This is a genomic window from Candidatus Litorirhabdus singularis (assembly GCF_026262625.1).
Classification (GTDB): domain Bacteria; phylum Pseudomonadota; class Gammaproteobacteria; order Pseudomonadales; family Halieaceae; genus Litorirhabdus; species Litorirhabdus singularis.
Map to the genome: position 1 here is coordinate 499209 of NZ_SHNN01000001.1, position 12037 is coordinate 511245.

The following is a 12037-nucleotide window of genomic DNA, read 5'->3' on the forward strand; positions in this document are numbered from 1 at the left end:
GCCGCGCCGCTTTAGTGCATAAAAGCACCGCCACTGACACTCACCATCTGCCCGGTAATGTAGCCGGAGCGTTCTGATGCCAGGAACAACGCCAGCCAGGCAATGTCTTCAGGACGCCCCAGACGTGGGATCGGCAGTCCGCTCATGTTGTAAAGCGTGCCGTCCGCCAGCGCCTTTTCCATTTCCTCCGGCCTGCCCATAGTTTCAAAACCAAAGCGATTCCAGAAGCTGCCGGGACCGACGTCCTCAGCATTTTCAGGAACAATCCAGCCAGGGCAAATATTGTTCACACGCACGCCCTTTTTAGCCCATTCAAAGGCCAATGATTTGCTGAAAGAGTTAACGAAGCCTTTTACCCCTCCGTAATGCACGATATTGGCAGCGGCCTCACCCAGCAGCGAGGAGTTGGAAGAAATATTGATGACCGAGCCGCTGCTACGGCCCAACATATCTTTAGCCACCGCCTGACAACAATTCACCACGCCGTCAATATTCAACGCGATCTCCCACTTGCGCCCGGCTTCATCAAAATCCTCAAAATCAGACGGGTGTGCGACGCCACCGGCGTTATTCACCAGCACATCGACCGGACCAAAAGCCTCATTACACTCGGTAACCATAGCATCGACGGAGGCACGGTCGGTTACATCGCAGGCAATCGGCAAAACCTTGCCAGCAAAGCCCTGCGACTCTGCATCTAGCGCAATGTTCTGCCCGGTTTCAACATCACGTGAAGCACTTACTACATTGAGCCCCTCGCGGGCGAACTCCATCACCAGACCACGACCGATACCACCGCTGCCTCCAGTTACAATCGCTGTCTTGCCAGCTAGTTCCAAATCCATCGTTTTCTCCTTGCGTCTTATCGTGAGTCGATTTGAGCGTGACTACTGAGGTGTTGCCAGTAGCGCATGCACAGCGCCGTCCACGGGAACCACTGCACCATTGATAAAGCTGGCTCGCGCTGAAGCCAGGAAAACTGCCACGTCGGCTATTTCCTCAGGGCGACCCAGACGACCGCTTGGCTGGGCATCGTTATAGGCGTCGACACCGCCAGGCAAAGTTTCTAGCCAGGCTCGCAGGCCGGGAGTATCCATCGCACCGGGCGAGATCGCATTGGCGCGAATCCCCTGTTGTCCGTATTCAATTGCCACGCTGCGCATCAAACTGATCACCGCCGCCTTGGCACTGCCATAAACCGCAAGGCCGGCTACCGCACCCAGCCCCGCGCCTGAGGCGGTTGAGGCGGTTGAGAGTATGCATCCTGCGCCGGCAGGCACCATGACTCGCAACGCCGCCATAGTCCCGTAGTAAACCGAGTCGAAATTCAACGCCATCAGGCGCCGATATTCAGCGTGGTCAATATCCAGCATAGGGGTCGGAAAAGCGCCGCCGGCATTGTTAAACATCACATCCAGACTGCCGTAGGTTGTAACCGCCAGCTCTATCAGGGCATCAACCTGAACAGGGTCTGTCATATCACCGACACCCACCGTCGCCTGACCACCCCCCGCAACTATCTCACGTACCACCGTAGCCGCGTCGTCAGCCTTGATGTCATTGACGATAACCGCAGCACCTGCAGCAGCAAACGCGCGAGCGCTAGCAGCGCCAATACCACCTCCGGCACCGGTTACCACAACGCTCTTGCCACGGTAAGGCAGTTCTATCGCATCACTCATACCGGGGACTCCCTCTTGATTTGCGTGATTAGATAATCCGCTTCAGCGGTCAGTAGTGCGCGGCTGTAAAACCCCGGGTTGTGCAATGCGGCGGCACTGATACCGGTGGTCATATTAACGATACGGCGCGCCTGCACCTGGGTATCACTGCCAACAGATAGCTCACCGGCTTGCACAGCCACCTTAATATCCTGCTCAAAAGACATGATGGCGCGGCCAAAGCGTCGGCGCTGGCGTTGGCGCAGCTGCGGCTGAATGGCCGCCAAACTCCAGAATACCAGGCGCACTTTCCATTCATCACGCTCAGCTGATGTCATCGGTAGGGTCGCCAATATGCGCTGTCGCAAAGCTGCCAGGCCTTGCAGACCAGCGGTTGCCTTGGTGGCCCGCACTTCGTATCGATGATTCGCCGAGTCCAGTGCTGCACTGATCAACTGCTCTTTGTCATCAAAGTAGTGCTCAACTACACCCTTGGAATAGCCGCTGGCTTGAGCGATTTCACGAATAGTCGCCGCCTCCAATCCTCGCGCGGCAATCACCTGGGCCGCGACTGCACTCAGCTCGGCGCGACGTTCGCTATGATCTACAATCTTTGGCATGCAACAAGTTTTCTAATGACCAAACCGACGCAAAATACCCAGACGCCGCCCCTCTAACTGCAGGCGCCGTTGTTCGGCGTTAATGGAACGGGCTCCTGCGGGTAGAAAACCCGCTAACTCTGTGGCTGGCATTTGGGCTACCTCGGGCGCCGGATAATGCTCCGCCCCCATCCAACGCACGGTGATATAGCCTTCCACATGACCAGAGGGGTCCAGCCAATTCGGATGCCCCGGGTCGGTATGTGAAACCACCAGCAGCAGTTCCCCGTTGTCTTCGAGTTGAGCATGGTGACAGTTGGTACTGCACAGTCGGTATCGGTAATCCATGGTTTCCCACCAGTAGTTACCAAACTCCACCGCCCAGTAATCTGCAGCAGGCGGAATGACTCGCACCACCAGCACTTCGTCTACCGGCAACTGCCAATAGCAGATCAACGGCTCACCTCCGGGCGTGGCATCAATCGCGTTGTCGTCCAACTGGCGATAAGACAGGAAGTGGTTCGGCTGAGCTTTCCATTTGTCCAGCATATCGGCCCAATACCACGTCGACTCGCGCACCCACGCTGCGGCATCGCGCAAACCCTGCTGCAAGCGGGCTGGAGTGAGAACCGGATCGTGTTGCAGCGGATTGAGCCGATCAATGCGAGCATCCATGGGTTGTTCGTTTTCCCAGTCTGCAAAGAATTGGCGGAAGGTGACCCGCCAGGCACCCGGGCGGGTCTGGATCCAGTTGCCAGGATGCTCATCGGGGCTGAGAACAATCTCAAAACTGCCATCTGCATCGACGACAATATCCTTATCGATGAGATTACCAATGACCGCACCGCCCCAGGGGGTGGCTCCGTCCTCGAGTACGGTCACCGCAAAAAAACGCGCCGTGCCGCGCTGACCGGTAATACGATAGGTATGCTCACCGTTAATCGGCGCCCCTACATAGAGTGCATCCGTATTGTCCCCGCCCTGCTTACGAACCGGGTCAAAGTAATGCATGAGCTCCGGAAAGTCGGGGTCGTTATTATCCAAATGAAACTGCAGCGCCAGACTGACATTACGCGCCAGCAACCGCAGCCCCTTGGCTCGGTCAATATCGTGAACCGGTGTGGTATCGCGAAATACCAGCCCACCGGCCTCCTTGAGCTGGTCACAAAAATCGTCCCAGCTGGCTTTCAGTTGGGGGTCATTGGGGTTGTCGCCATACATAGTCGCTACACCTGAATCTTGAGACGCGACACATAATATGCCATACGTCCTAAATAAATCAACGCACTGGCTACAACCAGTATCGACGGCGTATGATGAAAAAGATCAGTTGCGGGCGCCTTAGCCTTTTGGCAGCATCACTTCTCAATGACCAGCCTGTTCAGCCGAAGCGGGTGCAATTAAACTCGCGCGGCTCGATTACCTGTGCGCCGACTATGGAAAATCCGGGAGTACTGAGTTTATTGAGCCCTGATAGAAGACTATCGCAGCGCGCGGAGACTCAAAGTAATTTATCAATACGACTGGCCAGCTCAAAATCGCGCTCGGACAATCCGCCCACGTCGTGGGTGGTCAAATGAATGGCAACCCGGTTGTACACATTCGACCACTCCGGATGGTGATTCATGGTCTCTGCTAACAGCGCGACCCGGCTCATAAATCCGAAAGCCTCGATAAAGTCTGCGAACACAAACTGCCTGAATATCTTGTCTTCCTGCAGCTCCCAACCCGCTGCCACTGACATTTTTTCTGCGACCTCAGCGGCCGCCAATTTCTTTGCAAACATAAACCTGCTCCCGCAACTATGCGCCCAGTGTATCAGCGTCGACACTCACGCATCCGCCAAAACCTCATCTAATCAGCTGCCCAGTTGAAGTCGATCGATCGACGCCAGCACATCCCTGGCCAGCGAGTCCGTCAGAAAGTACTGCACATCGCTCAGTTCAATAGCGCCCGAGCGCAGGGTTTTGAGCGGCACACGCGCGCCTTGATTCAGTTCTGACCCGCCAGAATCAATGCTGCGCGCTGGGCAGCCAGCGCGAATAATTCAGGGTTACCGCGCTGCCAGGTCACATCCAACTGGCACTTACTAATGCGCCAGCCACGCGGAGTACGCACCAGTGAGTTAGTGTAATAGCCACCGAGAGTGACGAAATTTTCAGCGCTGGTATCAAGATAGATATGTTCAGCCACCATATAAGAGACACAGGTTGCCATATCCCCCGCGATGCTATGCACATGATTAGAACTATTGTGCTGGGTGACGTCAAACCCCGGCAGCAGTCCGCGCACCTGCAATACCCACTCATCGACCGCAAGTCGCTCCGGCTCGCCGCCCGAAAAAGAAGAAAAATCAATATCAACGGTATCGGTAAAGCAGTCACGATATAAGGCCCAGTCGCGTCGATCCGCTCCGGTTGCGTACTGCACTACCACGTCACTAATGGCCAGTCGATCAGTCACTCGACGCAGTTCTTCAGCCTCAGCCATACTATTACCCAGTCGCCCCATTCGCTGGTATTCAAACATAAACCGGCTGGAGCAAGCCACTCAATATATGGAGGGCTTTGGCGGTATACTGTGTTTAATCGCCCGCGTGTCGCATGCAGACCACTGCCGGCACCGTTATTAACTGGACAGCGTCGCCACAGACCAAGTCATTCCCAACGCAGTGGAGTATAGCCATGGATTTTTCCGGATTTAACTGGCCTGAAGTGTTGTTGGCAGCACTCTCGGCCCTCGCCCTGGGTGCGCTTTGGTACGGGCCATTATTGGGCAAAAGGTGGCAGGCTCTCAACCAGCTCAGCGACGAGCAAATCAGCCACGCCAATATGAAGCTGATCTTTGCCGCCGCCTTTGTGCTCAACCTGTTTCTCGCTCTGTTCCTGTCACTTTTTATAGAAATAGCCATGATGATGGGCTCGGGTGCTGCTGCAGGGGCAGCCTTCGGGGTTTTTCTGGGCCTGGTTTTTGTGGCGCCAACATTTGGTGTCAATTATCTATTTGCACGAAGACCACTGCAGCTTTACTTGATAGACGCAGGTTACCAACTACTGCAACTGGCGCTGATGGGTGCCATTCTGGGAGCCTGGGTCTGAACACCTGCCACCACAAGGAGAATAAGAATGCAGCGAAGAGCCGTCATCCGCTATGCAGTGGGGGCCATCCTGCCGGGACTGGCAGGTATCAATCTGACCGCATGTCAGCAGGGTTTGGAGGAGTCCACGGCCATGAATATTAACCACCCCGAGACCTCGGCAACGGCAGACTTTCCGCTATCGCTCGCGCAATGGTCGCTGCATCGAGCTCTGTGGGCTGGCGATCTTGATCATTTAGATTTTGCAGCAACCGCTCGCCGCCTCGATATCGGTGCGGTGGAATACGTAAACCAATTTTTTGCAGACAAGGCCGAAGATGCTGCCTATCTAGAGCAGATGAATGGACGCGCTGTGGACCATGATATTCGCCAGTTACTGATCATGGTTGACGGCGAAGGTAACCTCGCTGGAGACGACACAAAGGAGCGCCAGCTGGCAATCAGCAATCACCACAAATGGGTACACGCGGCAGCACGTCTTGGCTGTCACTCAATCCGTGTCAACGCCGCCGGTAAGGGTGATGCCGAAGACGTAGCGAAGCGCGCTGTCGACAGTCTCACCCAGCTAGCAAGCTACGCCGCGCAGGAAAACATCAATATTCTGGTGGAGAACCACGGCGGTCACTCCTCCAGCGGGGCCTGGCTGGCAGGCGTTATGGCAGCAGTGAACCTGCCTAATTGCGGCACTTTGCCCGATTTTGGCAACTTCACTATGGCCATGTTCCCGCCGCGTAAATATGATCGTTACCTGGGCGTCGAGGAGTTAATGCCCTGGGCGATGGGCGTGAGCGCTAAAACTTATGACTTTGATAGCCAGGGCGAGGAAACAACGATCGACATTGCACGCATGCTCGGTATCGTTAAAGCGTCAGGCTTTAAAGGTCATATTGGCATCGAGTATGAGGGCTCTCGGCTTAGCGAAGAGGCCGGGATAAGAGCTACCCGCGATCTGCTATTACGCAACCTAACTGAGGTGCAAAAACCGGCACACTGATCTTAGTGCTGCTGAGCCTTTAGACACTACTGATAACACCGGTAAAACGGTCATAAAAAAAGCACCCATGGGATACAAAACTATGTTCGCTACAACCAGAACCTATCTTCGCAGGTCGGCAGTCTGTGCAACGCTGCCGTTACTAACAATATGGCTAGCGCCAACTGCCTATGCCAGTGACTGGTCCACATTAGTTAGCGACGGCAAGGCCAGCGTCGACTTTCGCTACCGCTTCGAGTTTGTAAACCAGGATGGGTTCGATAAGGACGCCGAGGCATCGACACTGCGCTCGCGTTTGACCCTCGAAAGCGCTGAAGTATCTGGCATTTCACTACTGATGGAATTTGACAATGTAACCTCGATCGGTGGGGACGATTACAATTCAACCGAGAACGGCAATACTCAATACCCGGTGGTAGCCGATCCAGAGGGAACCGACTTCAATCAGTTCTGGGCCCGCTACACCATGGAACAGGCCAGCGGCACGCTAGGACGACAACGGATTCTGCACGGCACGCAGCGCTTTGTCGGCGGAGTCGCCTGGCGCCAGAATGAACAAACCTACGATAGCTTCAGAGTCCTGTGGGAGCCACTACAGGGGCTTGATTTCGACTACAGCTTTGTCAATCAGGTCAACCGTATCTTTGGGCCCAACGACGGCGCTAACCCCGCCGAGCTGGAAGGCAAGACTCATCTATTACGGCTGGATTACGCATTCGCAGAAAAGCACCAACTGACTGGCTACTACTACCATCTGGATTTTGACGACATCGCCTTTTATGCGCCTGACAAATCTGTCAACCTCTCCAGTGCGACCATGGGCGCCGAATACAGTGGCAGCTGGCGTTGGCTTGCGTTCAACGCCGCCTGCGCGCGCCAGGAAGACGCCGGCGACAGCCAGCTCAACTATCAGGCGGAGTACTACCGGGCTGAGCTAGGCGGCAACTGGGAGCGACTTAACGCCAAACTCGGGTACGAGGTTCTGGCCGGTGACAATGGCGTTGGATTTGCCACACCACTGGCTACCCTGCATATGTTTCAGGGTTGGGCAGACCAGTTTCTCAGTACACCTGGAGACGGTATAGAGGATATTTACCTGCAGCTGAATGGTAAAGCCGGACCGGTAAAACTCATGGCGGTTTACCATGACTTTGCCGCAGAGTCCTCCAGCGAGGACTTCGGTACCGAGCTAAACTTATCGGCTACATGGCCCGTCAATGACAACTTTACCACGCAGCTAACATACGCCGGGTTTGACAGCGATAGCGAGCGCTTTAGCGATGTCGACAAGGTATGGCTAACCTTGCAATTGAAGTTGTAGCCACATCCTTTACCGACGAAATAACCTGGTGAGGTTGCAGTGACAGGACCCGCAATACCGTCAAGGTTCTGCCCATGACCCCCTTGCGCATCTGGCTTAGCGGCTGCTTTGGCGCAGTGCTATTGCTAATCGGGGTCGCTGTATTCTTGATACGCATGCATCACGCAGGGCCCTATGCCATGCCCGCAGGGGGCAATCTCCTGGCAGGCATTATGGCACTGGTGGCTGGCGGCTTAATGCTATCGCCCCTGGCTCGTAAACAGGGCCGCGCATCGCTGCTGAACTGGCTGATTTTGCTAGCCAGCCCAATCATCCTGTTTTTCGCGCTCTACGCAACCCTTGCGGAGCTCGAAGAAGTGGTTGTGATCGAAGCCCGCGACAACGGCGGCCAGCCAGCTTACTTGCGACTGTGGGTGGTAGACCATAAAGACGCTGTCTGGGTGATCATGCCGGGCGCCAAATCAGATCACTACCAGCTCGAGAAAGGACCGGTGATACTCATGCGCGACGGCCGCAAACGCTGCGTCGTTGCTACCCGCAGTGATAATCTGGACAACGTTAACGAGATCGTACGGGGCCGTCATGAAAAATATTTCGTGCAACGTCTCGCTGAAGGCATCGGTTTATTTTCCGAGCAGGCCACTCCCGCAACCGCGGCACTGCGTCTGGATCCCTGTGGCTGAGTCAGCGTGGGCGCTAAGGCCTCTTACGCGCTACGGAGCCAGCCAGAAGAGTGGAAAAATTTTAACTTGCTTTAGTTACCGTCTTCCAAAATAAAATTGACATGTTATAGTCATCCCGATGTCGTCTGCACCTGCCAAAGCCAAATTCCTTAGGTTAGTCTACCCGTTGCTGGTAGCGGCTATGTTGCTGGTGCCTGCGCTAGAGGCCAGTCATCAACACAATTTTGATTCAGATGTCATCGAATGCCTGCATTGCCAAACCGGAAGCCCTGGCATTACCACTGCACAGGCACCGGCGCCCTCACCCGAGGTAGCGAGTATAAGCGGCATTTTGAGCCGCGCGGCGGAAGCTCCCACTGCCGGATTTTTTGACATTCATGTACGCGGCCCACCCCGGAAACACTGCTAAAAACAAACACCCTGTTTTTCAGTCTTTCTGGAGCTTCTCATGCGTATACAATATTTAGCGTTGACGCTGGCATTTGCCGCGTCACCCACACTTAGCAACAGCACCGCTATCGAGCACGTCCTCGTATCGGTCCCAATTCATAAAAAATCAGCTGAAACGGCTCTCCCGGTGACAGTAATGTCCGGCGAGGAGTTGCGACGCGGAGCCACCGCCACCATTGGTGAGACACTGTCCAACACGCCAGGTCTAGCGAACGCTTCGTTTGGGCCCGCGGTAGGGCAACCCGTTATACGTGGCCAACAGGGCGCTCGCGTAACTGTTTTACAGAACGGCACCAGCAGCGCAGACGTTGCCAATACCAGTGCTGACCACGCCATAGCGGTAGAGCCACTGCTAGCGGATAGCATCGAAATATTGCGCGGTCCAGCCACCCTGCTTTACGGCGGTGGTGCTATTGGCGGCGTAGTTAACGTGATCGACAACCGCATTCCAACTACCGCCCTGGACTCAACTTCCGGCGGCATAGAATACCGGCGCGACAGCGCCAGTGACCTCAACAACATCAGCGCCCGCCTCGAAACCGGCAACGGTGACTATGCGTTACACGCCAGTGGGCTGTACCGACGCTGGAACGATCTGGAAATTCCAGGCAGCGCCATCAATCTGGAAAATAGCACTGATCCAGAAGCGGCCGAGGAAACAAGCTACGGCCATGTCACCAATACTGACGGCGAAACCATGAACTTTAATCTGGGAGGTGCCAGGCACTTTGATAATGGTTTTATTGGTCTTGCAGTCAGTCGCCTCGAAAATGAATACGGTATACCGCCTGGTGCACACGGTGAGCACGAGCACGAAGATGAGCACGAAGATGAGCACGAAGATGAGCACGAAGACGGTGAAGAAGAAGGTCCAGAACAGATCCGACTGGATGTTGAACAAACCCGCTACGATGCAGCGCTGCACCTACACGAGCCGATCGGCGGACTGGAAGTAGTACGAGGGTTTTTAACCTATACCGATTACCAGCACTTGGAAATCGAGGGCAATGGTGAAGTAGGTACACGCTTTGACAACGAAACCTGGGAGGCACGACTGGAAATTGTACATGCGCCAATAGCCAACTTTCACGGCGTGATAGGGATGCAGCTCAAAGAGAATGAGTTCAGTGCCCTGGGTGAAGAAGCATTCGTTCCGCCCACCGATAGCAACGGACTCGGGTTGTTCCTGCTGGAAGACTACCACACTGAAAACTGGACCTTTGAAGCCGGTCTGCGCTACGACTATGAACAACGCAAACCACAATCTGAGTCTGCGCCCAATCGCAGCTTTAACAGTTACAGCGCTTCTGCCAGCGCGCTCTGGAATATCGCGCCTAGCTGGAGTATTGGCTTGGGGGTTTCCAGCAGTGAGCGGGCACCCGTCACCGAAGAGCTATATTCCAACGTTGAAGCGATGACGCCCGAGCAATTCGTCGTACACGCCGCCACCGGCGCTATAGAAGTGGGCGACCCAAGTCTGGATCAGGAAACGTCACGTAATGTGGACTTAAGTCTTCACTGGCAGGGAGACCTAGCCTATATGAATCTGACTTTTTTCTACAACGACTTCCAGGACTATATTGCGCTGTCCAATACTGGACAGGAAATCTACGAGACCCGGGTGTTGGCGTATGCTCAGGATGATGCGGTATTTAAAGGCGCCGAGATTGACAGCGAATTCGCCCTCGGCTCGCTAGCGGGCGGCAGCGTCGCCCTAGGCTTGGGCGCTGACGTCGTGCGCGGAAAAATGGATCAACTGGGTGATGTTGCGCGCCTGCCGCCAATGCGAGTTCGCGGTGAATTGAACTGGGACAACGACTCGCTGCGTCTGTACCTGCGGGGGCTGCGTGCGGCTGATCAGGACCGGCCGGGTGCCAATGAAACGGATACCAAGGGCTATACTCGCTGGGACGCGGGTGCCGATTATCGACTGGGTTTCCAAGACTCCACGGATGTTGTGCTATTTGTGCAATTCAACAATATCACTGATGAAGAAATTCGGTTGTCCACATCGTTCTTGCGTGATTTTTCTCCCGAAGCCGGGAGAGCCGTGAAAGCCGGGGTACGAGTGACCTTTTAGAGCCCCGGTGCGAGGCGTTTAACGCTGCGCAAGAGCCTGGCCAGTAAACCTGGACGGGCTCTTGACAGCAGTAACTGTAGGTAAGCAACACGACAGAACGATTATTGGTGCTCCAAAAGCCGCCTAACTGCGTACCTAACAGGTAACCCATGGTAAGAGTCCACACAATGAACGCTCCTGTAATTGATTCACGTCCCCTTTATGGTATCGGCACCGTCGCAAGACTTTCGCGGCTTAAGCCAGATACGCTTAGAATCTGGGAGCGACGTTACGGCCTGGGGGCCAGCCAAAAAACCGAAAGCGGCCGTCGTCTGTATACGCAGACAGATCTTGATCACCTACAGATTGTCAGCAGACTGGTCGACAATGGCTTCCGTATTGGCGAGATCGCTACTCTGGAGCGCAAGACTCTGGCTGCACTTGCAGATGCGGAGGGCGTGTCGCAAAAACACCTGGATGCAAACGGCAGCCGCTACCGCTATCTATTCGCCGGTGAAACTCTGTGCCAATGGCTGGATCAACACCCCGGATGCCTGTCGCGTCTGGACTCCCTGTTAATGCGCGCGCCCATGGAATCGCTTCTCGAAAATATAGACCCCTCCAGCTCGGAGATAGACGCCCTTGTGCTAGAAACACCGCGCCTGGGAAGCACCCAGCTGCAAATGCTGGAATCACTGCGGCAGCGTTTTAGCACGCTGTCAATAACGGTGCTATGCAGTAACTGTAGCAAGAACACCACATCCCACCTGGCTGATATGGACATTCGCGTGGTTGAGGAGAAACTGGACACCCAGCGTTTCGCGTCCATCCTACGTGACATTCAGTGCCAGTTAGAAACTGCAGAGGGCAGTGCTGACACCGGCGACCTGGTGAGCACACAGCCAATCCTCTTCGACACTGCCGCACTGCAGAGCATTGCCGTTGCACCCAGCCATCTTGAATGTGCCTGCAGCCAGCATCTGGCCAATATCATTCAGGCTCTGCAGGAATTTGAAGCCTACACCCGCGACTGCGAAGTGAATAACTGGAACGACGCAGCGGCTCACTCCTGTATATATGCCTACACCAACCAGGCCCGCTGGTTGATGGAGAAATCACTCGGCATAGCCCTCGAGGAGTCTAAAACCGCGTCCCACTAAGGCGAAATCTGGA

At 55.0% G+C, this 12037-nt stretch carries 12 protein-coding genes; 6 read left to right on the top strand and 6 right to left on the bottom strand.

The features are described from left to right. Nucleotides 1–11 precede the first annotated feature (11 nt). From EYC98_RS02170 to EYC98_RS02195, 6 genes are all read right to left on the bottom strand, one after another. A complete protein-coding gene (locus EYC98_RS02170; protein WP_279243662.1) occupies nucleotides 12–845 on the bottom strand; it encodes an SDR family NAD(P)-dependent oxidoreductase in 834 nt (277 codons plus the stop codon). Nucleotides 846–887: 42 nt separating this feature from the next. Then, the gene (locus EYC98_RS02175) at nucleotides 888–1682 is read right to left on the bottom strand and encodes an SDR family NAD(P)-dependent oxidoreductase (protein WP_279243663.1); all 795 of its coding nucleotides are present in this window, start codon (nucleotides 1680–1682) and stop codon (nucleotides 888–890) included. Further along, complete coding sequence (locus tag EYC98_RS02180) at nucleotides 1679–2281, bottom strand: TetR/AcrR family transcriptional regulator (protein ID WP_279243664.1); 603 nt, start codon at nucleotides 2279–2281, stop codon at nucleotides 1679–1681. Before EYC98_RS02180 ends, EYC98_RS02175 begins: the two co-directional genes overlap by 4 nt. A 12-nt stretch (nucleotides 2282–2293) precedes the next feature. Continuing rightward, nucleotides 2294–3481 carry a DUF1214 domain-containing protein gene (locus EYC98_RS02185; RefSeq protein ID WP_279243665.1) on the bottom strand — a complete coding sequence of 396 codons (1188 nt, stop codon included), beginning with the start codon at nucleotides 3479–3481 and terminating at the stop codon, nucleotides 2294–2296. A 280-nt stretch (nucleotides 3482–3761) separates the two neighbouring features. Continuing rightward, nucleotides 3762–4046: a 4a-hydroxytetrahydrobiopterin dehydratase gene (locus EYC98_RS02190; protein WP_279243666.1), complete on the bottom strand. Its 285-nt coding sequence runs from the start codon at nucleotides 4044–4046 to the stop codon at nucleotides 3762–3764. A gap of 206 nt (nucleotides 4047–4252) precedes the next feature. Next, entirely contained in the window at nucleotides 4253–4750 is a 498-nt protein-coding gene (locus EYC98_RS02195; RefSeq protein WP_279243667.1) for a nuclear transport factor 2 family protein, read from the bottom strand. Between the two features lie 194 nt (nucleotides 4751–4944). Here EYC98_RS02195 and EYC98_RS02200 point away from each other — a divergent pair, with 194 nt between their 5' ends. The 6 genes from EYC98_RS02200 (at nucleotide 4945) to EYC98_RS02225 (ending at nucleotide 12024) form a co-directional block, all read left to right on the top strand. Next, complete coding sequence (locus EYC98_RS02200) at nucleotides 4945–5358, top strand: DUF1761 domain-containing protein (RefSeq protein WP_279243668.1); 414 nt, start codon at nucleotides 4945–4947, stop codon at nucleotides 5356–5358. Nucleotides 5359–5385: 27 nt separating this feature from the next. Then, entirely contained in the window at nucleotides 5386–6351 is a 966-nt protein-coding gene (locus tag EYC98_RS02205) for a sugar phosphate isomerase/epimerase family protein (protein ID WP_279243669.1), read from the top strand. An 82-nt stretch (nucleotides 6352–6433) separates the two neighbouring features. Then, nucleotides 6434–7672, top strand: a complete 1239-nt coding sequence (locus EYC98_RS02210) for an alginate export family protein (protein ID WP_279243670.1) — start codon at nucleotides 6434–6436, stop codon at nucleotides 7670–7672. A gap of 74 nt (nucleotides 7673–7746) precedes the next feature. Next, nucleotides 7747–8355 (top strand): hypothetical protein, encoded by a 609-nt coding sequence (locus tag EYC98_RS02215; protein WP_279243671.1) that lies wholly within the window; start codon nucleotides 7747–7749, stop codon nucleotides 8353–8355. 448 nt (nucleotides 8356–8803) lie between these two features. Next, entirely contained in the window at nucleotides 8804–10885 is a 2082-nt protein-coding gene (locus EYC98_RS02220; protein ID WP_279243672.1) for a TonB-dependent receptor, read from the top strand. Nucleotides 10886–11052: 167 nt separating this feature from the next. Then, nucleotides 11053–12024: a MerR family transcriptional regulator gene (locus tag EYC98_RS02225; RefSeq protein WP_279243673.1), complete on the top strand. Its 972-nt coding sequence runs from the start codon at nucleotides 11053–11055 to the stop codon at nucleotides 12022–12024. Nucleotides 12025–12037: the final 13 nt, after the last annotated feature.